Origin of the sequence: Kribbella sp. NPDC051952 (genome assembly GCF_040680855.1) — a bacterium.
GTDB lineage: Bacteria > Actinomycetota > Actinomycetes > Propionibacteriales > Kribbellaceae > Kribbella.
In genome coordinates, this window is sequence record NZ_JBFAXQ010000002.1 from 73,919 (window position 1) to 96,387 (window position 22,469).

The 22,469-nt window shown below is 68.6% G+C and carries 23 protein-coding genes; 16 read left to right on the plus strand and 7 right to left on the minus strand.

The features are described from left to right. The first annotated feature begins 43 nt into the window (after positions 1-43). The 5 genes from AB0L70_RS04990 to AB0L70_RS05010 all read left to right on the plus strand — a co-directional run bounded on the left by AB0L70_RS04990 (position 44) and on the right by AB0L70_RS05010 (position 5,354). Complete coding sequence (locus AB0L70_RS04990) at positions 44-1,099, plus strand: P1 family peptidase (RefSeq protein ID WP_363680120.1); 1,056 nt, start codon at positions 44-46, stop codon at positions 1,097-1,099. Positions 1,100-1,207: 108 nt separating this feature from the next. Next, positions 1,208-1,909 carry an ABC transporter ATP-binding protein gene (locus AB0L70_RS04995; protein WP_363680122.1) on the plus strand — a complete coding sequence of 234 codons (702 nt, stop codon included), beginning with the start codon at positions 1,208-1,210 and terminating at the stop codon, positions 1,907-1,909. Next, the gene (locus AB0L70_RS05000; RefSeq protein WP_363680124.1) at positions 1,906-3,555 is read left to right on the plus strand and encodes an FtsX-like permease family protein; all 1,650 of its coding nucleotides are present in this window, start codon (positions 1,906-1,908) and stop codon (positions 3,553-3,555) included. Before AB0L70_RS04995 ends, AB0L70_RS05000 begins: the two co-directional genes overlap by 4 nt. Before the next feature lie 58 nt (positions 3,556-3,613). Beyond that, entirely contained in the window at positions 3,614-4,225 is a 612-nt protein-coding gene (locus AB0L70_RS05005; RefSeq protein ID WP_363680126.1) for a DUF5998 family protein, read from the plus strand. A gap of 4 nt (positions 4,226-4,229) precedes the next feature. Further along, entirely contained in the window at positions 4,230-5,354 is a 1,125-nt protein-coding gene (locus AB0L70_RS05010) for a nucleotide pyrophosphatase/phosphodiesterase family protein (RefSeq protein ID WP_363680128.1), read from the plus strand. Here AB0L70_RS05010 and AB0L70_RS05015 read toward each other — a convergent pair. Continuing rightward, positions 5,351-6,994, minus strand: a complete 1,644-nt coding sequence (locus AB0L70_RS05015) for a S8 family serine peptidase (protein ID WP_363680130.1) — start codon at positions 6,992-6,994, stop codon at positions 5,351-5,353. The genes AB0L70_RS05010 and AB0L70_RS05015 overlap by 4 nt on opposite strands. Before the next feature lie 99 nt (positions 6,995-7,093). Here AB0L70_RS05015 and AB0L70_RS05020 point away from each other — a divergent pair, with 99 nt between their 5' ends. Next, complete coding sequence (locus AB0L70_RS05020; protein ID WP_363680132.1) at positions 7,094-7,747, plus strand: thymidine kinase; 654 nt, start codon at positions 7,094-7,096, stop codon at positions 7,745-7,747. Next, positions 7,744-8,571, plus strand: a complete 828-nt coding sequence (locus AB0L70_RS05025) for a sulfurtransferase (RefSeq protein ID WP_363680134.1) — start codon at positions 7,744-7,746, stop codon at positions 8,569-8,571. Before AB0L70_RS05020 ends, AB0L70_RS05025 begins: the two co-directional genes overlap by 4 nt. Here AB0L70_RS05025 and AB0L70_RS05030 read toward each other — a convergent pair. After that, entirely contained in the window at positions 8,568-9,512 is a 945-nt protein-coding gene (locus AB0L70_RS05030) for a zinc-binding alcohol dehydrogenase family protein (RefSeq protein WP_363680136.1), read from the minus strand. The genes AB0L70_RS05025 and AB0L70_RS05030 overlap by 4 nt on opposite strands. 83 nt (positions 9,513-9,595) lie before the next feature. Between AB0L70_RS05030 and AB0L70_RS05035 the strand changes: the two genes are divergently transcribed. After that, the gene (locus tag AB0L70_RS05035; RefSeq protein ID WP_363680138.1) at positions 9,596-9,994 is read left to right on the plus strand and encodes a MarR family transcriptional regulator; all 399 of its coding nucleotides are present in this window, start codon (positions 9,596-9,598) and stop codon (positions 9,992-9,994) included. A gap of 80 nt (positions 9,995-10,074) precedes the next feature. After that, positions 10,075-11,127: a DUF4185 domain-containing protein gene (locus tag AB0L70_RS05040; protein ID WP_363680140.1), complete on the plus strand. Its 1,053-nt coding sequence runs from the start codon at positions 10,075-10,077 to the stop codon at positions 11,125-11,127. On the opposite strand, the gene AB0L70_RS05045 is transcribed toward AB0L70_RS05040, so the two are convergent. From AB0L70_RS05045 to AB0L70_RS05060, 4 genes are all read right to left on the minus strand, one after another. Further along, entirely contained in the window at positions 11,044-12,078 is a 1,035-nt protein-coding gene (locus AB0L70_RS05045; protein ID WP_363680142.1) for an RNA polymerase subunit sigma-70, read from the minus strand. The genes AB0L70_RS05040 and AB0L70_RS05045 overlap by 84 nt on opposite strands. Positions 12,079-12,100: 22 nt before the next feature. Next, positions 12,101-13,075, minus strand: a complete 975-nt coding sequence (locus AB0L70_RS05050) for a zinc-binding dehydrogenase (protein WP_363680144.1) — start codon at positions 13,073-13,075, stop codon at positions 12,101-12,103. 72 nt (positions 13,076-13,147) lie between these two features. Further along, complete coding sequence (locus tag AB0L70_RS05055) at positions 13,148-13,624, minus strand: GNAT family N-acetyltransferase (RefSeq protein ID WP_363680146.1); 477 nt, start codon at positions 13,622-13,624, stop codon at positions 13,148-13,150. A 41-nt stretch (positions 13,625-13,665) separates the two neighbouring features. Then, positions 13,666-14,010: a VOC family protein gene (locus AB0L70_RS05060; protein WP_363680148.1), complete on the minus strand. Its 345-nt coding sequence runs from the start codon at positions 14,008-14,010 to the stop codon at positions 13,666-13,668. Positions 14,011-14,104: 94 nt separating this feature from the next. On the opposite strand from AB0L70_RS05060, the gene AB0L70_RS05065 reads away from it, so the two are divergent. Genes AB0L70_RS05065 through AB0L70_RS05095 form a run of 7 tightly spaced genes read left to right on the plus strand, consistent with a single transcriptional unit; the run spans position 14,105 to position 21,330 of the window. Beyond that, positions 14,105-15,499 carry an extracellular solute-binding protein gene (locus AB0L70_RS05065; RefSeq protein ID WP_363680151.1) on the plus strand — a complete coding sequence of 465 codons (1,395 nt, stop codon included), beginning with the start codon at positions 14,105-14,107 and terminating at the stop codon, positions 15,497-15,499. A 4-nt stretch (positions 15,500-15,503) separates the two neighbouring features. Then, positions 15,504-16,445 carry a sugar ABC transporter permease gene (locus tag AB0L70_RS05070; RefSeq protein WP_363680153.1) on the plus strand — a complete coding sequence of 314 codons (942 nt, stop codon included), beginning with the start codon at positions 15,504-15,506 and terminating at the stop codon, positions 16,443-16,445. Continuing rightward, entirely contained in the window at positions 16,442-17,323 is an 882-nt protein-coding gene (locus tag AB0L70_RS05075) for a carbohydrate ABC transporter permease (RefSeq protein WP_363680155.1), read from the plus strand. Before AB0L70_RS05070 ends, AB0L70_RS05075 begins: the two co-directional genes overlap by 4 nt. Beyond that, positions 17,320-18,195, plus strand: a complete 876-nt coding sequence (locus AB0L70_RS05080; protein ID WP_363680157.1) for an NAD(P)-dependent oxidoreductase — start codon at positions 17,320-17,322, stop codon at positions 18,193-18,195. Before AB0L70_RS05075 ends, AB0L70_RS05080 begins: the two co-directional genes overlap by 4 nt. 4 nt (positions 18,196-18,199) lie before the next feature. Next, the gene (locus AB0L70_RS05085; RefSeq protein ID WP_363680159.1) at positions 18,200-19,453 is read left to right on the plus strand and encodes an enolase C-terminal domain-like protein; all 1,254 of its coding nucleotides are present in this window, start codon (positions 18,200-18,202) and stop codon (positions 19,451-19,453) included. A gap of 57 nt (positions 19,454-19,510) precedes the next feature. Then, positions 19,511-20,776, plus strand: a complete 1,266-nt coding sequence (locus AB0L70_RS05090) for an ROK family transcriptional regulator (protein WP_363680161.1) — start codon at positions 19,511-19,513, stop codon at positions 20,774-20,776. Continuing rightward, on the plus strand, positions 20,773-21,330 hold the full coding sequence (locus tag AB0L70_RS05095; RefSeq protein ID WP_363680163.1) for a GNAT family protein: 558 nt from the start codon (positions 20,773-20,775) through the stop codon (positions 21,328-21,330). The genes AB0L70_RS05090 and AB0L70_RS05095 overlap by 4 nt, the downstream gene beginning before the upstream one ends. 18 nt (positions 21,331-21,348) lie before the next feature. Here AB0L70_RS05095 and AB0L70_RS05100 read toward each other — a convergent pair whose 3' ends face one another. Further along, positions 21,349-22,440, minus strand: coding sequence for a Gfo/Idh/MocA family oxidoreductase (locus AB0L70_RS05100; RefSeq protein WP_363680165.1), 1,092 nt, complete (start codon positions 22,438-22,440; stop codon positions 21,349-21,351). Positions 22,441-22,469: the final 29 nt, after the last annotated feature.

Below are 22,469 nucleotides of genomic sequence, written 5' to 3' on the forward strand. Positions count from 1 at the left end.
CGCTAATGTCGCAGGCAACCGGATTTTGCGAGGGAGACTGAGGATGCAGCCTGGTCCGCACAACGCGATCACCGACGTTCCCGGCGTACTGGTCGGGCAGGTCGAGCGCGTCGATGCGCCGTACCTGACCGGTACCACGGTCGTCCACATCCCCACCACCGCCGTGGCCGGTGTCGATGCTCGCGGTGGTGCGCCAGGCACCCGGGAGACCGATCTGCTCGCGCCGGTGAACTCGAATCCCGGCGTGAACGCGATCGTGCTGACCGGCGGCAGCGCGTACGGGCTGGACACGGCCGGCAGCGTGATGCACTGGCTCGAGGAACGCAGTGAGGGCGTGCGGGTCGGGCAGGGCGAGAAGGACGTGGTCCCGATCGTGCCGACCGCCGTACTGTTCGACCTCGGTCGCGGCGGTGATTTCAAGGCACGGCCGGAACCGTCCTGGGGTGCGGACGCGATCGCGGCCGCCTCCGACGGCCCAGTTGCCTTAGGCAACCATGGTGCCGGCGCGGGAGCTCGGGCGCGCTCGCTGAAGGGTGGGGTCGGCTCGGCCAGCGTCCGCCTCGACGACGGTACGACGGTTGGCGCGCTGGTGATCGTGAATGCGGCCGGCTCGGCGGTCGACGCGGACGGCAATCTGTACGGCGCTCGCTACGGCCTGGGGGAGGAGTTCGCGCACCTGCGTACACCCACGGAGGCGCCGCCGACGGCTGCACCTGGACGCAACCTGATCCCCGGTCCCTCGATGAACACTGTGATCGCTGTCGTGGCGACCGACGTACCGTTGGACAAGGCGGCGACGAAGCGGATGGCGATGATCGCGCATGACGGGCTGGCCCGGGCGATCGATCCGATCCACACCCTGGTCGACGGTGACAGCATCTTCGCGCTGTCCACCAAGGTCGCGAACGACGACCGGCCGCGGCTGAGCGTCACCGACCCGACCGCGCTCGCGCAGCTCGAAGGTGTCTACGCCGCAGGAGCCCGCTCACTGACTCGCGCGATCGTGTACGCGATGCTGGCGGCGGAGTCGGTCGAGACTCCGGCCGGCGCGATTCCGAGCTACCGCGACGCCTATCCGTCGGCCTTCCGGACCGACTGAGGTACGACCCCAGTCGTACGCGCGTCGTCCGAAGGGAGCCGGAAGACGACGGCAAGACCGGTCCGCGGTCCGACGATCTCGGCCGGGGATCACGGAAGGCTCTGCGGTATGAGCTTCCAGAGTCCCCAACCACAGGTCGTCCTGAGCGGTCACGGCCTGGTCAAGTACTACGGCGACGTCGTCGGCCTGGCCGGTGTGGATGTCGCAGTCCGGTCCGGTGAGGCGCTCGCGGTCATGGGCCCGAGCGGCAACGGCAAGACCACCCTGCTGCACGTCCTGGCCGGCATCCTCACGCCGGACCAGGGCGAGGTGTGGCTGGGCGGTGAACGCGTCGACCAGCTGAACGACGCCGCCCGGACGGTGCTGCGCCGGCGTCGGCTCGGCTTCGTCTTCCAGGACAACCAACTGCTCGCCGAGCTGCCCGCTGACGAGAACGTGGCACTGCCGCTGATGGTCGATGGGTTGAGCCGTCGCGATGCGATCGGCCGGGCCAGGGCGATGCTGGCGCAGGTCGGGCTGTCGGCCGAGGCCGGACGTCGTCCGGGTGAGCTGTCCGGTGGCCAGGCGCAGCGCGTCGCCATCGCGCGCGCTCTGGTCGGCGAGCCGCAGGCGGTCTTCGCTGATGAACCGACCGGCGCTCTCGACGCGACCACCGGCTCGCAGGTGATCGATCTGCTCGTCGGTGCGGCCACGCATCGCGGTGCAGCGGTGGTCGTCGTCACTCACGACAACGCCGTCGCGGCGCGTTGCCACCGGGTCCTGCAGATTGTCGACGGTCGCGTCAGCGAGTCGATGGGTGCCGGCCGATGAACCCGATGACAGACCTCGGCCTGCGGTTCGTCCGCCGCCCAGGTCCAGGCGGACGGGCTGCCAACCTTGCCGCCCTCGGCGCGACCGCAGTCGTCGCGCTGCTGGTCACCTTCCTGATCGCCGGCTCCCTCGGTCTGGCGCACCGCTCCGACCGGATCGGCTGGCGCAGCGCCGACCGTGCCGACCCGTCAACCGCCATCGGCGCGATCGACCAGTCCGACGACCAGAAGGTCGACGGTCACCCGATGATCAGCCTCGACCTCGCCACGCTCCATCCCAACGAACTCCCGCCCCCACCCGGCCTCGACCACACTCCCAAGCCGGGCGAGGTCTTCGTCTCGCCGGAACTCGCCAAGCACTGGTCCAGCCTCGGCAAGCAGTACGGCGTGGAGAAACCGACCGGTGTGATCAGCTCCAAGGGGTTGTCGTCGCCGGAGGAGTTCATCGTCATCCGTGGCGTCGACTCGATCAGCTCCGACAAGCATCCGCAGTACGTGAGCAGCTGGAACGAGGACGTATGGGACAGCCGGATGGTCGGCCTGCTCTTCGCAGTGGCCTTCGGCATCACGCTCGTACTGTTCCCGATCCTCAGTCTGGTTGGTCAGGCCGCGGGTGTCGCCGCGAAGCGTCGTGAGCACCGGCTGGCCGCACTCCGGCTTGCCGGGGCGACCAGGTTGCAGGTGCTCTGGCTGAGTGCCGTGGAACAGGCCGTGCTCGGTCTGGCCGGTGCGGTCATCGGTCTGGTCGGTTACACGGTGCTGAGTCCGCTGATCGCGCGCATCCCTTTGGGTGGCGGGCGCTGGTACGTCTCCGACATCACCGCGAGCTGGTGGAACGTTCTCGTCGTACTCGCGGCCGTGCCGGTGCTGTCGGTCATCAGCGCGCTGATCGGGCTCGGTCGGGTCAGCATCACGCCGCTGGGCGTCGTACGCGGTCAGACCCGGAAGGCGACCAGTGCGGTGCGGCTGGGGCTGTTGGTGATCGGTCCGCTCGTTCTGGCGTACTACGGGATGCAGGCGGCGCTCCTTCCGCTGCTGATCGGGGTGGGGTTCGCGGCGCTCGCCGTACGGGTGATCGGGCCGTGGGCGGTGCAGGTGATCGGCAAGACGATGGCGAACCTGGCCAACGGGCCGGTGGCGTTGCTGGCGGGACGGCGGCTGATCGACGACCCGAAGGGCGCGTTCCGTCCGGTGGCGGCACTGGTGCTGAGCGGGTTCGTCACCGGGTTCATCTCGGTGTTCATGCCGTCCGGTGAGGACGACCCGACGTTCCACGACCTGCGCATCGGTGTGGCGCTCCTGATGGCTCTGGTGTTCCTGACCGTGGCCGCGTCGACTGCCGCAGGTGCAGTCGGTACGGCGCTGGACCAGGCCGCTCCCGCCCGTGCGTTGCGGCGGTCCGGGGTGCCGTTGCGAGTGATCGAGCGGTCCGCTCGGCTCGCGGCCGTCGTACCCGTGCTGGGCGTCGGACTGCCCGTCGTCGGGTTCGGTGCGCTCTGCGGGCTCGCGCTGAGTGGCGGAAAGGTCATCACGGAAGGCAATTCCGGCGTACTGCTGCTGGTTGGCCAGGTCGTCGTCGGACTCGTGCTGGTCGCGGTGGCGGGGACCGCGGGTGCTCCGGTGCTGCGGAAGGCGAGTGCGAACTGATCGGGGGTTGTCCACAAGGCGGAATCGGCGCCGGTTCGGTCCGTGCAAGGATTAGGCCATGCGTGACCTGAATGCTCCGGAACTCGCGGATGCGTCCGCTGCCCTGCGCGAGGCGATCGACCGGTGCGGCTACTACCCCGACGTCGTGACGGATTCCCTGGCGGTGGCGATCGCGGGCGAACCGATTCGCGCGTTCATGCTGCAGCACGAGCCGACGTTCGACCGCGACGAAGTGCGGCGGCACATCACGATCCTGGCGCTGACCCCGAGCCGGCTGATCGTCGGGCACACCGACGAACACGCCGCCGACGAACTGATCCGCGCGCCGTACGCGTCGACCTCGACCGAGGCGATCCCGCTCGCCCGGATCAACGCGGTGGTGGTGAACCGGGTGGTTCCCAACCCGGCCGGCTATGCCTCCGGCAAGTCCGACCCGGCGGTGGCCGGTGGTGGCGAGGTCGTGCTGACGATCGGCTGGGGAATGGTGAACCGGATCGACCTCGAGCCGGCCGTCTGCGCCGATCCGAACTGCGAGGCCGACCACGGGTACACCGGTTCGGTCGCGGCCGACGACATCTCGCTGCGGATCAGCGCGGCCGCGGACGGACCGGCCGGGATCCAGCAGGTGCTCGAGTTCGCGAAGGCTCTCTCGTTCGCGACCAGTAGGTAACGCCATGATCGTCCCGGTCTCGCCGCAGTACGGCGGTGGATCGCTCGCCGACGTACTCCCGTCGGTTGCCGGCGCACTGTCCGTCCCCGGCGAGCAGAACGGCCTCGGCCTCCCTCCGGCTCCGCGGTACGCCGTACTCCTGCTGGACGGGCTCGGGTGGAACCTGCTGCAGCGGCACGCGGATGCGGCGCCGTACCTGTCGTCGCTGGTCCCAGCGGGGCGCAGTCTGACGGCCGGCGTACCGTCCACGACCGCGGTGAGCCTGACCAGTCTCGGGACCGGATTGCCGCCGGGCGCGCACGGCATCGTCGGATACACCTCGATCGTGCCGGAGACCGGTGCGTTGCTGAATGCGCTGCAGTGGGACGCGCCGGTCGACCCGCGTCGCTGGCAGCCGCACCCGACCGTCTTCGACCGGATCGCCGCCAGCGGGGTTGCCACCCGCAACGTGAGCAAGTCGCGGTTCGAGTCGTCGGGTCTGACCACGGCGGCGTTCCGGGGGAGCAAGCACCGCGGCGCGGACACCGTCGAGGACAGGCTGGATGCGACCCGGTTCGCGAGTCGTGAAGGCAGCTCGTCGCTCGTGTACGTGTACGACTCCCAGCTCGACTACACCGGTCATGTGCAGGGTTGTGAGTCGTGGCAGTGGCGCAAGGAGTTGGGGACGATCGATGCGTTCGCAGCGCAGGTACGGTCCGCTTTGCCGCGGGACGCCGTACTGGTTGTGGTTGCGGACCACGGGATGGTCGACGTCGCGGCGGAGAACCGGGTCGACCTGGACGCCGAGCCCGATCTCACCGCGGGACTACGACTCGTCGGCGGTGAGTCGCGGTTCCGGCACTTGTACTGCGTTGATGGGGCCGAGGCCGACGTACTGGCGACGTACCGGGAGCGGCTGGGGGACAAGGCCCTTGTGCTGAGCCGGGACGACGCGGTTGCGCGTGGATGGTTCGGTGCGGTCGAGGACCGGGTCGCACCGCGGATCGGTGACGTCGTGGTGGCTGCGCTGGGGCCGGTCGCGCTGGTCGCCAGTCGTCGGTCGCCGGACGAGGCCGGGCTGATCGGTCAGCACGGCTCACTCACCGACGACGAGATGGCGATCCCGTTGCTCGTCGACGCGGGGAGCTAGAAGCTCCAGACGTCCCAGAAGAAGGTGGTCTGGGCGGTCTTGGCTTCACCGTCGCGGGCGGTCACGGTCACCTTGTAGCGCCCGGAACCCGGGGTGAGGACACCGGTGATCCAGCCGCGCTCGGGGTTGATCTCGAGCCCGGGCGGCAGACCGGCCGCGGTGTAGCTGATGTCGCCGGTCCCGCCGGTTCCCTTCAGCAGCAACGGAATCGCCGGGGCACCGCCGAACCCGAGCTGCTCGCCCGGCTCGGTGATCGTGATCGCGCCTTGCGGCTGCGCGGACGCCGCACCGACGGCCTCGGCCGCATCGACCATGCCCTCGCCGTAGTACGCGTTCTTGGCGGCCGCCCCAGTGCACTGACCGGACGCGCCGGCCGGACAAGCCAGGTCGTTCGCCTGCTGTGCGAGGCGGGCTCTGACCTGCTCGGGGTTCAGCTTGGGGTCCACGCTCCGCAGCAGGGCTGCCACCCCGGCGACGTGGGGCGAGGCCATCGACGTACCTTCGAGCAGCTTGTAACCGCCGCCCGGGACGGTCGAGTAGACGTCCTCACCGGGGGCAGCCAGGCTGATCTTGCCGTCGCCGAAGTTCGAGAACCCGGACTTGGTGCTGGTCGTGCCGACCGAGGCGACCACGACCACGTTCGGCAGCTCGGTCGGCAGGCTGATGCAGTCGTTGGTGACGGTCCGCTGCGCCGGGGCCGAGTCGTTCGGGCTGTCGATGTCGTCGGTCTTCTCGGCCAGGTTGTAGTCCTCGTTGCCGGCCGCGGCGACGTTCACCACGCCCTTGGAGTCCGAGTAGCCGACGGCCCGGCGTACCGCCTCGGCGATCGCGTCCTGGTCCGGGTCCGACGGGCAGAGGAACAGCCACGGGTCGACGTAGTAGCTGTTGTTGGTGACCGAGACACCCTTGTCGGCGGCGAACATGAACGCGCAGACCGTGTTCTCCGGGAAGAACAGCTGGCTGCCGGGCTCGGCGACCCGGATCGAGGACACCTTCACGCCGGGGGCGACCCCGATCATGCCGATGCCGTTCTTGGCCGCGGCGATCGTGCCGGCCACGTGCGTACCGTGCTCGCCGACCGGGCGCCACGCGCCGGGGCGCGGGTCGACCTTGCCGTAGGCGCAGGAGGCGGACTTGGTGGTGTCGAAGTTCGCCTTGAGGTCCGGGTGCTGGTCGTCCACCCCGGTGTCGAGCACGCCGACCGTGACGTTCTTCGAACCCGGGTTCTTCTCCCAGACCCGGTCCGCGCCGATCAGGGTCATATCGCCGCGGTCCGTCTCGGGCGAGGTGGTGGCCGACTCCGGGACAGCCGCCGGCAGGGCCGGGTTGGCCGCGTCCGCGGGTAGGTCCGACGTTCGGGTGGCGCCGGCCTTCTGAACCCCGTCGACGCCGCGGAGCTTGGTGGCGAAATCGGCGGCGGTCGAATGCGCCACGATCACGCCGATCGCGTCGTACGTGGCGTAGACGGTGCCGCCGTTCGAGGTGATCGCGCCGGTGACCTTGGCGGTCTGGTGCGGTTCGGTGATGACGAAGTACGCACGGAGTCCGGCCTCCGCCCGTACCGGCGTCGCTGTAGCCGGCAGGGTGGACGTGGCGGCTGTCAGCACAGCCGCGAGAAGGAGAACCAGAGCTTTGCGCACGATCCATTCAAACCGGCTTGGGGCTCAGAACCAAAGCCCCACCCTCCAGACACACCCCGAAGTGCAACCCGGCCGACTGACTTGGCAGGATGTGCGCCCGTGGCTGAGCTGCTCTACTTCACCGGGACCATGGACTGCGGAAAGTCGACGCTGGCGCTGCAGATGGATCACAACCACAAGGCGCGCGGACGGCTCGGGCGGATCTTCACCAGCCACGACCGGGCGGGGGAGTCGGTGCTGTCGTCCCGGCTCGGCCTGGCCGCCGAGGCGGTCGAGGTGCGCCCCGACTTCGACTTCTGGGACTACGTCGTCGGTGAGCTGACGGCCGGTGGGCGGATCGACTATGTGGTCTGTGACGAGGCGCAGTTCTACAGCCCGTTGCAGGTCGAGCAGCTGGCGCGACTGGCCGACGAGCTGCAGATCGACGTGTTCTGCTTCGGCATCCTGACCGACTTCCGGGCGACCTTGTTCCCGGGGTCGGCGCGGCTGGTGGAGCTCGCGGACCGGATGGAGCTGCTCCAGGTCGAGGCGCTGTGCTGGTGTGGCGAACGGGCCACCCACAACGCCCGTACGATCGGTGGGGAGATGGTGACCGAGGGCGAGCAGCTGGTGGTGGGCGACATGGTGACGCTGGACCACGAGGTCTCGTACGAGGTGCTCTGCCGGCGCCATCACCGCCGCCGCCTCACCCAGGCCCGCGCCCGCGCCACCCTGTCACCCGAGGTACTGCCGTTCGGAGGAGCCGCATCATGAATCCCCTGATCACCGTCGACGAACTCCGCGCCCTCTCCGAGCCCCCGGTCCTCATCGACGTCACCTGGAACCTGGCCGGCCCACCCGGCCGCGAGGCGTACGCCGCCGGCCACCTCCCCGGCGCCCACTTCGTAGACCTGGACACCGAACTGGCCGGTCCGCCCGGCCCCGGCCGCCACCCCTTGCCCGACGCAACCGTAGTAACCGCCGCCCTCCACCGAGCCGGCGTAACCGCACCCGACACCCCAGTGGTCGTCTACGACGCCGCCAACTCCACGGCAGCCGCAAGAGCCTGGTGGACCTTCCGCTACTTCGGCCTAACCAACGTCCAAGTCCTCAACGGCGGCCAAGCCGCCTGGACAACCACCGGCGGCGAACTAACTACCTCTGTCCCCACCGCCAGCGACGTCTCCGGCGGGTTTACTGCGACCCCCGGCCACCTACCGCTCCTGGACGCAGACGGAGCGGCGGAGGTAGCAGCGACCGGCGTACTGCTCGACGCGCGAGCCCCGGAGAGATTTGCCGGCGACGTAGAACCGATGGACCCAGTGGCCGGCCACATCCCCGGCGCGACCAACGCCCCCACCACCGAAAACGTCACCCAAGACGGCCACTTCCTCCCCGCCGCCGACCTCCGCGAACGCTTCGAGAAACTCGGCGTCACCCCCGACACCCAGGTAGGCGTCTACTGCGGCTCCGGCGTAACCGCCGCCCACGAAGCCTTGGCCCTCGAGGTAGCCAACCTCCCAGCCACCGTCTACATCGGATCCTGGTCCGAGTGGATCACCGACCCGTCCCGCCCAGTAGCCACCGGCAACGACTAAACCGTCAGCACCACCCGCTCACCAGGAGCGGCCACCGCACTCCAAGCATCCTCGACCTCAGCCAACGGACGCGGCCGGGGATTCACAGTGAAGGTGCCCGAGCTGATGAGCCTGGCCAACTCCGGGAGCTCGGCAACGATGTCGGCGGGCGAGACTGAGCCTTGCCCACTGCCGACCAGGGTCAGCGCAGCCGCTCTGAGCAGATAGGACGGAAGCGTGAGCTCACGCGCGGCCACCGACCCGATCTGCACCCAGGTCAGCGGTTCGGCCCGATCCGTCCGAGCGGTGAGCAGCGCAGGCATGACCTGCTCGCTCGGCGACCCCCAGAGATAGTCGAGGACCACGTCGACATCAGCGGCCGCCTTGGCCAGTCCATCAGTATCCGAGAGCTCGACGACCTCATCCGCCCCCAAAGCGGCCAGTAGTTCAAGACGCTCTGGGTCGCGCCCAGTCCCGACGACTCGACCAGCTCCCAACTGTCGAGCGACCTGTACGGCGAGTTGCCCAGCGTTCCCCGTAGCACCAAGAATCAGCACCGACCCACCCGGCTGGAACCGCACCCGCTCCCGCAATGCGATCCACGACGACATCGCCGGATTCATCGCCGCCGCAACCGCCACCGGGTCCGTCCCGACGGGAAGCACCACCGACCGCCGCCGATCGACAACGGCGTACTCGGCCATCGTGCCCACCCCGTCGTCGGGGGCAACGAAGTACACCAGCTCGCCCTCGGCCGTCCGCCCGACACCATCGATCCCAGGAATCATCGGCAGCTCACCCTTGGACGTGTAGTGGCTCCCGTTGGCCGCCGATCGGACCCGGGGATGCAGCCCGGCCGCAACCACCTCGACGAGGACCTCGTGGCCCCCGGCAACAGTCGGGGTAGGGAACTGCTGATAGCGCGGCGGCTCGGCGAACGACCTCACAACGGCGGCATACATGACATCTCCCGGAAATAGTTTGTCTCACGTACTACCTCCCGAAGGTAGTTTGTCTCACGTACTACGTCAACTACACTGCAGCTGTGAACACGGTCGATGCCCTCGTGCAGCTGTCCTTCCAGATCCAGCGCGTGCTCGCGTCGGTCGGCGCCGAGTACGACCTGTCGATCATCCAGATCAGACTGCTCGGCATCCTTCGCGACCGGCAGCCGGGGATGCTCGAGCTCGGCAATCACCTCGGCCTCGACAAGTCGTCGATCACTGGTCTCGTCTCCCGCGCGGAGAAGCGTGGACTGGTCGAACGGACCCCGTCGCCGCACGACGGCCGCGGCGTACTCGTCGCCCTGACGCCGGCCGGCCGTCGCCTGGCCGAGCGCGGTGAAGCCGACATTGCCCGCCGGATCACCGAGCTGACCAAGCGCCTGAACGCGACCCAGCGTAAGCAGTTCACCCAGCTCGCGAGCGTCGTCGTACACGGCTGACGAAAGGGTTGACTTCGGTTCAGGCCTGCGGGATGGTGGCTGAGCAATCGATTTCCCATCCGCCCCCTGGGAGTTTCTCGATGAAGCGATCCACCTTCCTGCGCGCCGCAGTCGGCGCCGGCGTGCTGGCCGCCGTCCCCGGTCGTGCTTTCGCCGGCAGCCAAGCCATCGTCACGAACAAGGTCGCCGACCTCACCGGCCCCGGCCTGACCGACCGCTTCCGGATGGCGGCCACCGACCTCGGCATTCCAGTGCGTACGCCGGACGGCCGCCTGCTGTTCGTCTTCGGCGACACCTTCGAACAGGCGACCGTCGGTGGCGGCTGGTGGCGTTCACCGGTCGCACTCTGGTCGACCACGACGGACCTGAACAGCGGCGTGACGTGGTCCGGCGCGGTCGGGGGAGCGGCGGCCCAGCAACTGTGGGAGTACGAGCACGACAACCCGGTCTTCTCGACCGTGCTGCCGTCGGACGTGATCACGATCGGCGGGTCGATGTACCTGCACGTGATGGTCAACAAGGGCCTCGGCAACGTGGTCTGGACCGAGATCTGGCGCTCGGACAACTCGGGCGCGACCTGGTACCACACCGGTGCGAAGTTCGACCCCAACCTCGACGGCGGCCTGTTCCAGCTGCTCACCTGGGGCGCGGGCAACGACGGCTACGTGTACGTCTACTCGACCGGCTTCCAGCGCAACAAGCCGATCATCCTCAAGCGGGTCCGGAACGACCAGATCGCGAACCCGGCGGCGTACGAACCGTGGGGATTCCGCGACGGCGTCTGGGCCTGGGGCAATCCGGCCACCCCGATCCTGACCGGCAGCTTCGGCGAGATGAGCCTGCGGCCGCTCGGCGGGAAGTGGGTCCTGACCTGGTTCAACGCCGGTGACTACCGGATCGACGGCATCATCATGGACACGCCGACGTCCAACCTCTACACGGCGTACCGGCAGACGCTGATCTACGGCGGCGCCTGGGGTTCCGAGGACGGCAACCACGTCGCCCAGTTGTACGGCGGCTACGTCATCCCCGGGTCCACCCTCAGCGACCTACACCTGTCCGTCAGCCAATGGAACACCGACGTCGGCTGGCCGTACCGCGTCATGCAGTTCCGCGTTCGCGGCTTCGGCTAACACCTCCGGGAAGCCGAACGCCCCGACCAACGCAGGATCGTGGAACTTCACCACGGCAGACACACCGGTGGCGGTGGCCGCGAGTACGACGGCGCCGTCAGCTCGGAGTAGGCCGTCGCCCGAGCGGTGGTAGACGACGGCGGCCGGCTGACCGTTGGCGCTGATCGGGATCATCCGCCAATCGCCAGGCGTGCCCAAGACGTACGCGTCGAGCACGTGGATGCAGGTCATCCGGCCCGACTGCCAGTCGCGGAACGGGGTCGCCTCCAACGTGGCATCCGCGCGCAGCACCTGCTCCAACAGACTCGCATCGGAGCGTTCGAAGGCCGCGATGTAGCCGTCGAGTAGTGCTCGCGCCCGCTCGTCGGTCGGCTCGAGCAGCTCCTCCGGCTCCAGCTCGCCCAGCCGAGCCCGCGCTCGTTGCAGTCCGCTCTTGACCGCCGCAGTGGTGGTGCCGAGGATCTCCGCGGTCTCGGCCGCGGAGAAGGCCAGCACCTCTCGCAGGATCAGGATCGCGCGTTGGCGGGCGGGCAGATGTTGCAGGCTTGCGATCAGCGCGAGCCGCACCGACTCCCGCGCGATCACCACCGCGGCCGGGTCGTCGGCGGGCGGCGCGATCCATTGGTCCGGCAGCGGCTCCAGCCACGCCACCTCGCCCGGCGGGACGAAGGTCGGCGCGCGGTCAGGTCCGTCGTACGGGCCGGTCAGACCTGACGGCAGCATCCGGATCCGGCGGGGCTCCAACGCGCGCAGGCAGACGTTGGTCGCGATCTTGTACAGCCAGGACCGGACCGACGCCCGGCCCTCGAATCCGGCGTACGACCGCCACGCTCGCAGGTAGGTCTCCTGCACGAGGTCCTCCGCGTCGTGCGCCGAGCCGACCATGCGGTAGCAGTGCGCCAGCAACTCCCGGCGGTACGGCGCGGTCTCGGCCGCGAACGGCGAGGTCATGCGGAGAGCCTAACCATCGGCATCAGGGCAGGATGGCCAGCTTGCCGACGGTGGCCCTGGCTTCCAGCTCGGCGAGGGCCTTCGGTCCGTCGGCCAGTTCGTACGTCGTAGGCCGACTGGGCCGCAGTACGCCGGCGCCGATGAGCGCGAACAGTTCGCCCATGATCTCGCCGAAGAGCTGCGGCGCGGACTGGATCAGTACGCCGAGGTTGAAGCCGATGAGGTGGAGCTGGTGCCTGTACACCAGGTCCCAGTTGGTGATCGCGGCGTCGCCACCGGGCACGCCGTACACGACGACCCTGCCGGTGACGCGCTTCGCTGCGGCCAGGCTTGCGTCGAAGGTGGCGCCACCGGCCGACTCCAGCACCAGGTCGGCGCCGTCGGTCAACCGCAGGACCTCAGCGGCGAGGTCGGGGGAGTGCGAGTCGAGGACCTGGTCGGCGCCCAGTGCCAGCACCGTCTCGTGCTTGCGCGGGGCGGCGGTGGCGATGACGGTCGCGCCGTAGTGCTTGGCCATGGTCACCGCGGCCTGGCCGGTCGCGCCCGCGGCCGCGTGGATGAGCACGGTCTGTCCCGAGGTGAGGCCGCCCAGCGGCCGGAGGGCGGCCAACGCGGTGGGCCAGTTCACGAGCAGACCCAGTGCCTGCTCTTCAGTCCAACCGGCCGGCACCGGCACGGCCGCGGGCAGCACCACGTACTCAGCGAAGGCTCCGTCGCCGACACCGACGACCCGGTCGCCCACCTGTGGGCTCGTGACCGCCTCACCCACCGCGACGACCTCTCCAGCGGCCTCGAAACCAGCCAGGTACGGCGGCTGTGGTCCGTCCCGGAACGTGCCGTGGGCCTTGGAGATGTCGGCGTAGTTGACGCCCGCCGCCGTCACCCGGGCGAGGACCTCACCCGGGCCGGGGCTCGGCACGGGCGCGTCGGTGATCAACTGCATGTCCTGCGGACCGTTCAGGGAAGTCTGCTGCAGCGCGGCCATGGTCGTGCTCATCGGTGCCAGCCTTTCGGATCGGCGTACGTGCTCTCTCAGCAGGTAGATCCGGGCCGGCACCGAAAGGAATCGCTAGAGCGCGAGCACCATCGTGTCCGAGGTCCCGCTGACCCCGACCTTCTCAAACCCGAGCGACCGATAAAGCCCAGCCGCCGGATTCCCCGGGTCCACGCTGAGCGCCAACCGCTGGTACGACGCCTGCCGCGCAGAGGCAGTCAGCTCCGTCAACAGCGCACGGGCGATCCCACGCCGCCGGAACGCCGCGGCCACTCCGAGAGTCAGCTCCGGCACGTCGTCCGCGACGTACCCGTATCCGGGCCGCTCGGCAGTGAGCAACCGCGCCCACGTGGCACCCGCCGGTACGCCGTCCACCTCCGCGATCACCCCGATATCGCCGGCAAGCGGCCAACCGCCGATGTATCGCCAGGCGTGGTCGTCGGAGCGCAGCTTGTCGAGGCTGAACCAGGGGGTGCCCTCCCAGTTACACGCCTCCAGCAACATCTCGGTCAGGAACGTGAAGTCGTCGGCGGTCGCCGGCCGGAGCAGCATGCCCGTCATCCTTGCGCGCCGACGACCACCGATCCACCGGATTACTGCGGCCCGGCCACCCCGATCAGGTTGCCCTCTGGGTCGGTGAACTGCCCGACGACCAGCTTCCCCGGTACGCCGTCCGGCCCAAGAACCCGCCGGCCGCCGAGCGCCTCCGCCTGGGCCAATGCGGCCTCCACATCGTCGACACCGACGTAGAACAGTGCCTTCGGCTGGAGGCTCGGGCCGCCGCCGACCCCACCGTTGAGCCCCGCGACGCCCACGAACCCGTACGACCCCGGCTCGGAGACCTGTTCGGACACGGTGTCGCCAAGCTCGAAACTCCAGTCCGAGCGCATCGACAACCGGGAGCGAAAGCGCTCCAGCGAATGTTCTCCGTTAGGCATTGAATAAGTAACACGCTTGGTTTAACTTACTCGGGACCTGGCCGGTGGGTGGCTCAGAGCACACCGGCGGCATCCGGAAACCTGAGGAGTTCCGATGACGAGAGTGAACAGGTGGGGCCGTGTCACGGCCCTCGGGGCGGCTGGACTGCTGCTCGCGGCGGCCGCCGGATGCGCGGACGGTACGACGCCGTCGTCGTCGTCCGGCGCCGGCAGCGAGATCGACCAGAACGCGCCGGTGACCATCACGATCGGGGACCGTCCGACCCCCGACAAGCCGAACGACATCAAGGCGTTCGACCAGAAGATCAAGGACTTCACCGCGAAGAACCCGAACATCACGGTGAAGTCGACCGAGACCAAGTGGGAGGCACAGACCTTCCAGGCCCAGGTGGCCGGCGGCACGCTGCCGACGGTGATGAACATCAGCTTCACCGAGCCGGCCAACATGATCCCGAACAAGCAGCTGCCGGACATCACCGACGAGCTGAAGCTGGTCGACCTGACCAAGGATCTGAACCCGAACGTCCTCAAGATCGTCCAGGACGCGAACGGCCGGATCTACGGCGTACCGATCGATGTCTTCTCGGTCGGCATCGCCTACAACCGGGCGCTGTTCAAGCAGGCCGGGCTGGACCCGGACAAGCCGCCGACGAGCTGGGATGAGGTCCGCCAGTACGCCAAGCAGATCTCCGACAAGACGGGCAAGGCCGGCTACGCGCAGCTGACCACGAACAACACCGGTGGCTGGATGCTGACCACGATGACGTACAGCATGGGCGGCACGGTCGAGAGCGCGGACGGCAAGAAGAGCACGTTCAACGACGCGCCGACCAAGAAGGCACTGCAGCTGCTCAAGGACATGCGCTGGACCGACAACTCGATGGGCAGCCGGTTCCTCTACAACCAGGAGGAGGTCCGCCAGGACTTCGCGGCCGGCAAGATCGGCATGGTCCTGCAGGCACCGGACGCCTACGACATGAGCGTGAAGAACTTCGCGATGAAGCCGGCGGACTTCGGTGAGGGCGCGCTGCCGCAGGACGGCGGTCCGCACGGCACGCTGACCGGCGGTTCGCTGAAGATGATCAGCCCGAAGGCGACCAAGAACGAGGTCGTGGCCGCGCTGAAGTGGATCAAGTTCGACCAGTTCGACAAGTACACGACCGAGGCCGTCGCAGTCGCCGACGCCAAGACCACGATCGCCGACAAGGGCTTCGTCGGCCGTCCCGGCATCAGCCCGCTGAGCCAGGAGACCTACGACCAGTTCAACAAGTGGCGTGAGCCGTACGTGAACGTCCCGGTGAAGCAGTTTCAGGGCTACATCGACTCGACCACGTCGCTGAAGCTGCTGCCCGAGCCGTCGAACAAGGGCCAGGAGGTCTACTCGCTGCTCGACCCGGTGGTCCAGCAGGTGCTGACGAAGAAGGATGCGAACATCGACAAGCTACTGAGCGACACGGCCTCGAAGATCGACGCCCGCCTGGCCCGGTAGCCCCATGTTCCAGCTACGTACGCCGAAAGCCGGCGCGCCGGCGCAGAGCCGGAGCGGTGCCAGGTCCGTCGCGACCTGGTACCGCTCCGGCGGGCTCAGCAGCATCTTCTTCGCCCTGCCCCTGGTGCTGATCTTCCTGTACTTCTCCTGGGGCCCGATCGTGCGCGGTCTGGTGCTCAGCCTGCAGAAGAACAACCTCGTCGCCCCGGCCGAGTGGGTCGGGATGTCGAACTTCAGCTATGTGCTGACCGATCCGCAGCTCCCGCAGGCAGCGCTGAACACGCTGTACTTCTGCCTGCTGGCCCTGATCTTCGGCTTCCCCGTGCCGTTGTTCCTGGCCGTCTTCATCAGCGAGCTGCGCAAGACCGGCTGGCTCTACAACGTGCTCTCCTACCTGCCGGCCGTCGTACCCCCGGTGGCCGCGATCCTGCTGTGGACGTTCTTCTACGACCCGAGCGGGGCGGGCGTGTTCAACTCGATCCTCGGCTGGTTCGGGCTCGGGCCGTTCGCCTGGCTGAACTCACAGACCCTGGCGATGCCGGCCATCGTGCTCGAGGCGACCTGGGCCGGCGCGGGCGCCACGTCGATCATCTACCTGGCGGCGCTGACCGGAGTACGCACGGAGTTGTACGAGGCGGCCGAGCTGGACGGCGCCGGGATCTGGAGCCGGGTCTGGCACGTCACGCTCCCGCAGATCCGCGGAATCATCCTGATCATGATGCTGCTGCAGCTGATCGGGACATTCCAGGTCTTCACGGAGCCGTTCCTGTTCACCGGTGGCGGTCCGAACAACGCCACCACGACGATCCTGCTCCTGATCTACCGGTACGCGTTCATCAACGGGGACTTCGGTGCCGCGACCGCGCTCAGCGTGCTGCTCGCCGGGGTGCTGTGCGTGCTGTCGGTCGTCTACCACTTCGTCACTCGCCGCTGGAGTACGACATGACTCACGAACGCGGAATCATCTCGACCGCCGACCGGCAGCGCGGCGTGGTCCGCTTCGGCCTGCCGGCGATCCAGGTGCTGCTCTTCATCGGTGTCCTGATCGCCGGCGTCGGACCACTGCTCTGGCTGCTCAAATCCGGTGTCTCCACCAGCCAGGACATCCTCAGCGGCCCGATGCAGCTGTGGCCGTCCGGCATCCAGTTGAAGAACATCCCGGACGCCTGGAACCGCGTCCAGATCGGCGCCTACCTCGGCAACACCGCGTTCATCGCGATCGGCTCGATGATCTCGACGCTGTTCGTCTGTACGACGGGTGCGTTCGTCCTGAGCATCCTGCGGCCGAAGTGGGGACCGATCGTCACCGGGGCCGTCCTCGCGACCCTGTTCCTGCCCGGTGTCATCTCGCTGGTCCCGCTGTACATGACCATCCTGAAGATGCCGCTGCTCGGGATCAGCCTGCAGAACACGTTCTGGGCGGTCTGGCTGCCGCAGGCGGCCGGCGCGTTCAACGTGCTGGTGATGAAGCGGTACTTCGACTCCATCCCGCGCGAGCTGATCGAGGCGGCCCGGATCGACGGAGCGAGCAACCTGCGGCTGTTCACGGCGCTGATCCTGCCGTTGTCGAAGCCGATCGTCGGCGTGGTCGCGCTGCTGACCGTGATCGGTTCGTGGAAGGACTACCTCTGGCCGCTGCTCGTGCTGCCCGACCCGAAACTGCAGCCGATCTCGGTCGCCCTGCCCCGGGTGGCCAAAACCACAGAGATCTCACTGCAGATGAGCGCCCTCTTCCTGGCGGTTCTGATACCTGTGGTGTTGTTCCTGGTGTTCCAGAAGCAATTTCTGAGAGGTGTGGGGATGGCCGGAGGTATCAAGGAGTGAGTGCACTCGCTGGCCGGCGGGTGCTGGTGACGGGGGCGGCCGGGCGGATCGGCCTGGCCACGGTCGAGCGTCTGAACGAGCTCGGGGCCGTGGTGACGGCGCTGACCAACATCGAGCATCCGGATCTGAAGGCCGACCGCATCGTGATCGGCGATACCCGGTCCGAGGCCGACGTCGCCCGGGCGCTCGAGGACGCCGAGTATGTCGTACACCTCGCGGCACTGGCCCACCCGTCGGCGGGTACGCCGTACGACGTCTTCTCGATCAATGTGGTGTCGACGTTCAACGTGCTCGCCCAGGCGGGCGCGCTGGGCATCGATCGCGCGGTGATCGCGAGCAGCATCAATGCGACCGGGGTCCCGTTCAACCCGCACGAGATCACCCCGCCCGCGTTCCCGTGGGATGAGCAGGCGCCCGTCGATATAGCCGACCCGTACTCGCTGTCGAAGCAGACCGACGAGAACACGGCCCGGATGGCGTGGCGCCGGTGGGGGATCGATGTGGCCGCCTTCCGGTTCCCGCACGTCAACTCGTCCGACGTGCTGGAGCGGATGGCCGATCACGCCCGGAGGAAGCCGGCCGGCGGGCTGCGGGAGGCCTGGAGCTATCTGGACACCCGGGATGCGGCGTACGCGATCGAGCTCGGACTGACCGCTCCGGTCTCGGGCGCTCAGGTCTTCTTCGTTGCCGCCGGCACCACCATCGCGCCGTACGAGACCGAGGCGCTGCTCGACACGTTCGCTCCGGACGTGCCGCGGTCACGGCGGTTCGCCGGCCGTGAGGTACCGATCGATCTGACCGCCGCCAGGACTGTGCTCGGCTTCGAGGCCCAGCACGAACTCGACCTACCGACTCTTGATTTGGAGCACTGACCACATGCCCTCCACGTTCGACCAGCCCTGGCCCGTACGCGACGACGTGCGGATCCGCGAGGTGAAGGCGATCGTCACCGCACCCCAAGGCATCCCGCTCGTGGTGGTGAAGATCGAGACCTCCGAACCCGGCCTGTACGGGCTCGGGTGTGCGACGTTCACCCAGCGGTGGAAGGCGGTCCAGACGTTCGTCGACGAACACCTGGCCCGGCTGCTCGTCGGCCGCTACCCGGGTGACATCGGCGACCTGACCCGGCTGGCCGGATACTCCGGCTACTGGCGGGGTGGGCCGGTGACGAACAACGCGATCTCCGGGATCGACCAGGCGCTGTGGGACATCGCCGGCAAGCGCGCCGGGATGCCGGTCTACGAGCTGCTCGGCGGCAAGGTCCGCGCGGCCGCGGACACCTACATCCACGCCAGCGGCCGGACCATCGAGGAGACGATCGACCACGCGCAGAAGCTGATCGCGCAGGGTTGGCGCCACATCCGCCTGCAGATGTCGACACCGGGTGGCGGCGGGTACGGCGCTCCCCGGGTGCCGACGCTGTACCCGGACTCGCCGTACTACAACGGCTGGTCCGCGCGGGACTACCTGCGCACGACGCCGGAGCTGTTCGCGGAGGCCCGGCAAGCGCTGCCGGACAACATCGAACTGCTGCACGACGTGCACTCCAGGCTCACGCCGAAGGAGGCCGTGCTCCTGGCCCGATCGCTCGAGCAGCACCGGCTGTTCTTCCTGGAGGACGTGCTGGCGCCCGAGTTGTGGGACCGGCTGCCGGAAGTGCGGGCGGCGTCGCCGGTGCCGCTGGCGGTCGGCGAGCTGACCACGTCGTTCGGTGACGCGGTCCGGCTGATCCGGGACGGCGGCGTCGACTTCATTCGGTCGCACGTTTCCGATATCGGCGGCCTGACGCCGGCCCGGAAGCTGGCCGATCTGGCCGAGATCTCCGGCGTACGCACGGCTTGGCACGGCCCGGGTGACACCTCGCCGATCGGTGCGGCCGCGAATGTCGCGCTCGATGTCAGTTCGGTTGCCTTTGGCATCCAAGAGGGTCACCTGTACAACGAGGCGACGTACGAGGTGTTCCCCGGCACGCTCCGGATCGAGGACGGCTGGCTGCGGCCGAACGAGGCTCCGGGCTGGGGGATCGACGTCGACCTGGAGGCGGCCGCCCGTTATCCGGCGCAACTGTCCGGACACGACGAGTGGGCGGCCGGCGTACGGCGCATCGACGGAGCCCTCGAAGCGCCGTGATCGGGGGTGCCGGGCAGTACGATCGCGGCTAATCGGGGAACGGACGGGGAGGTGGCAATGAGCGACTCGGGTGAGCAACTGGCATCACTGCGGCAAGCGGGAGCGAACCAGTACGACCTGGGCTCGTTCAACGAGGCCGTGATCATCGAGACGATCCGGCTGGCCGGCATCATCAGCCGCACCGAGATCTCCCGCCGGACCGGTCTGACCCAGCAGTCGGTGTCGCGGATCCTGCGCATCCTCCTCCAGCAAGGACTGCTCGTGGAGGAGGCGCAGGAGCGCGCCGAACGGCTCGGCAAACCGCGTACGCCGGTCCGGCTGCGCTCGAAGGCGGCGCACGCCGTCGGCATCCACATCGACCCCGAACTGCTGACGGTCGCGGTGGTCGACCTCGACGGCACGATCGTGCGCCGGGAGACCGTCGACCTGGCCGACGATCTCGAGGCGAACAAGCTGGTCGACCTGACCGCCGCGACCGTGACGGCGGCGCTCAGCATCAGCCAGATCGACCTGGACTCGATGCTCGGTGTCGGCGTCGCCGTACCTGGACCGATCGACGCGGATGGGTCCCTGCTCGCCCTCCCGTTGCAGCCTGCCTGGCGCGGCCTGAAGATCCGCCAGTTGCTGCAGCAGAAGCTCAACCACCCGGTCCTGGTCGAGAAAGACGGTACGGCGGCCGCGATCGGCGAACGCTGGATCGGGCGCTCGGCCCGGGCCCGCGACTTCGCCTACCTCTACCTCGGTACGGGCGTCGGCAGTGGCCTGATCCTGAACGGGTCGATCTATCGCGGCGGTACGGCGAACGCCGGTGAGTTCGGCCAGATCGCGGCGCTCCGGATGGGGGAGTGGGACGGCGAGAACGGGCCGCGGATGGTGCCCGAGTGCAACCCGACCGCCTCGCTACCCGTGATCGCGGCGGAGTTCGGGTACGTCGAGACCGACGCCGGCGCGACGGATGAGGCCAAGCGGTACAAGGCGGTCTGCAAGGCTTCCGCCGATGGTGACGAGGCGGCGGTGAAGGCGGTCACCCAGGTCGCGCGGGTGGTCGGGCAGGGGGCGGTCGGGCTGGTCGACCTGCTGGATATCGACCTCGTGGTGCTGGGCGGACCGGCGTACGGGAAGGAGATCTCGGAGATCTTCCTGACCGAGATCCGCCGCGCGGTGAACGCGCATCCGGTCGCTCGGGAGACCCGGCCGGTGGTGGTCGAGGAGTCGATGCTGCAGACCGATGCGGCCGCGGTCGGGGCGGCGTCGACGATCTTCCATGACGCGTTCACACCGCGCGTGTCGGGGTCCAGTCAGGCACGTAGACTCCCGAAGTGATTTCTCCCCGCTCGCTGACGCCTGAAGTTCAGCTTCGTATCGCGACCCTTGATGACGCTGCCGCTCTGGCCGAGGCCTATCAGCGCAGCTGGGACCACTTGTCTCCGTGGGAACCGGTCCGGCCGGACAACTGGTTCACGGCGGCCGCGCAGCAGGAGAAGCTGGCCGGGACGCTCGAGCGGTACAAGAACGGGCTGGTTGTGCCGTGGTTGCTGGTCGAGGGTGATCGGGTGGTCGGTGCGATCACGCTGAACGACCTCGTGCCCGGCGCCTTCCGGAACGCAGACGTCGGCTACTGGCTCGCCGCTGACGCGGTCGGTCGTGGACTGATGACGCGCGCGGTCGAGACGGTCGCGGAGATCGCCGACCAGGAGCTCAAGCTGCACCGGCTGGCCGCCAGCACCGTGACCACCAACGCGGCTTCCCAGGCGGTTCTCCAGCGCACCGGCTTCATCCAGTACGGCTTCGCGCCCACCTACCTGCACACCGGCGGAGCCTGGCAGGACTGCAACCTCTACCAACGCATCCTGAACGACAGAGCCCCCGGCGCGTAGCCGGGGGCTCTGAACGGACTAGTTGGGTGGGAGGCCGACGCCTCGGGAGACCTCTACGTCGTCGTAGCGGCCCTCCAGGACGTCTTGGAACTTGACCGGGCGTTGGAGGGTCGAGGCGATGTAGACGGCGCGGACCGTTGCGAGCGCCTCGATGGCGTCCTGGACGGTGATTGCCGGCGGGCGGCCCTCGGCGATCGCGGTCAGGATGTCGTCGTACTGCGCGGTGTGCTGACCGGGCTCGCCGACGTCGATCGAGGCCTCGTCCTTTACTCCGTCCACGTTCAGGCGGCTGAGCAGGTCGTCCTCGACCTCGGCGCCGCCCTCGGTCCCGTGCACGGACACCCGCGTCCGCCCACCCGGGAACGCCGCCGTCGTCGCGTGCAGCGTGCCGACCGCGCCCGACTCGAACGTGAGCGTCGCGACCACAGTGTCCTCGACCTCGATCGAGTGGTGTGCAGCCCGCAGAGCCTGCGCCTGGATGCTCACCGGCCGGCCCATGAACCACAGCATCAGGTCGACCGTGTGCACGCCCTGGTTCATCAGCGCGCCGCCGCCGTCCAGCGCCCACGTCCCACGCCAGCCCGCCATCGCGTAGTACTCGTCGCTGCGCCACCAGGCAACCGTCGCGACGCACGACGTGAGCTGACCGAATCGGCCGGCGTCGATCGCCTGCTTGACCACCGCGCTGCCCGCGTCGAACCGGTGCTGACTGATCACCGAGCAGACCAGGCCGTGGCTCGCCGCCCGGCTGGCCGCCGCGCCGAGCCGGCGGCCGAGGTTCAGGTCGACATCGAGCGGCTTCTCGATCACGACGTGCTTCTTCTCGTTCAGCGCCTGCTCGGCCAGCCCCGCATGCGTCCCGCTCGGGGTGCAGATCGCGACCACGGTGACGTCCGACCCACTCACCGCCGCGGCCAGGTCGGCGTACAGCTTCGGCTCCGGCTGGCCCGCCTCCTTCAGCCGCGCCGCCAGCGCTTCCGCGGCGCCGGCGTCGATGTCGACGAGGGCGGTCACGGTCGCGTCCGGCCGTGCCGCGATGGTGTCCGCGTGAGTGCGGCCGATGATGCCGCAACCCACGATCGCGACCTGGTGCTGTTGTGCGTCAGCCATCTCGCTCCTACTCGGCAGTGCTGCTATCG

Coding starts and splice junctions, on each gene's coding strand:
- AB0L70_RS05000 (WP_363680124.1), top strand. CDS start 1,906: ATGAACCCGATGACAGACCTCGGCCTGCGGTTCGTCCGCCGCCCAGGT.
- AB0L70_RS05030 (WP_363680136.1), bottom strand. CDS start 9,512: ATGTATGCCGCCGTTGTGAGGTCGTTCGCCGAGCCGCCGCGCTATCAG.
- AB0L70_RS05005 (WP_363680126.1), top strand. CDS start 3,614: ATGCGTGACCTGAATGCTCCGGAACTCGCGGATGCGTCCGCTGCCCTG.
- AB0L70_RS05085 (WP_363680159.1), top strand. CDS start 18,200: ATGCCCTCCACGTTCGACCAGCCCTGGCCCGTACGCGACGACGTGCGG.
- AB0L70_RS05075 (WP_363680155.1), top strand. CDS start 16,442: ATGACTCACGAACGCGGAATCATCTCGACCGCCGACCGGCAGCGCGGC.
- AB0L70_RS05070 (WP_363680153.1), top strand. CDS start 15,504: ATGTTCCAGCTACGTACGCCGAAAGCCGGCGCGCCGGCGCAGAGCCGG.
- AB0L70_RS04995 (WP_363680122.1), top strand. CDS start 1,208: ATGAGCTTCCAGAGTCCCCAACCACAGGTCGTCCTGAGCGGTCACGGC.
- AB0L70_RS05060 (WP_363680148.1), bottom strand. CDS start 14,010: ATGCCTAACGGAGAACATTCGCTGGAGCGCTTTCGCTCCCGGTTGTCG.
- AB0L70_RS05045 (WP_363680142.1), bottom strand. CDS start 12,078: ATGACCTCGCCGTTCGCGGCCGAGACCGCGCCGTACCGCCGGGAGTTG.
- AB0L70_RS05025 (WP_363680134.1), top strand. CDS start 7,744: ATGAATCCCCTGATCACCGTCGACGAACTCCGCGCCCTCTCCGAGCCC.
- AB0L70_RS04990 (WP_363680120.1), top strand. CDS start 44: ATGCAGCCTGGTCCGCACAACGCGATCACCGACGTTCCCGGCGTACTG.
- AB0L70_RS05010 (WP_363680128.1), top strand. CDS start 4,230: ATGATCGTCCCGGTCTCGCCGCAGTACGGCGGTGGATCGCTCGCCGAC.
- AB0L70_RS05100 (WP_363680165.1), bottom strand. CDS start 22,440: ATGGCTGACGCACAACAGCACCAGGTCGCGATCGTGGGTTGCGGCATC.
- AB0L70_RS05055 (WP_363680146.1), bottom strand. CDS start 13,624: ATGCTGCTCCGGCCGGCGACCGCCGACGACTTCACGTTCCTGACCGAG.
- AB0L70_RS05090 (WP_363680161.1), top strand. CDS start 19,511: ATGAGCGACTCGGGTGAGCAACTGGCATCACTGCGGCAAGCGGGAGCG.
- AB0L70_RS05065 (WP_363680151.1), top strand. CDS start 14,105: ATGACGAGAGTGAACAGGTGGGGCCGTGTCACGGCCCTCGGGGCGGCT.
- AB0L70_RS05040 (WP_363680140.1), top strand. CDS start 10,075: ATGAAGCGATCCACCTTCCTGCGCGCCGCAGTCGGCGCCGGCGTGCTG.
- AB0L70_RS05050 (WP_363680144.1), bottom strand. CDS start 13,075: ATGAGCACGACCATGGCCGCGCTGCAGCAGACTTCCCTGAACGGTCCG.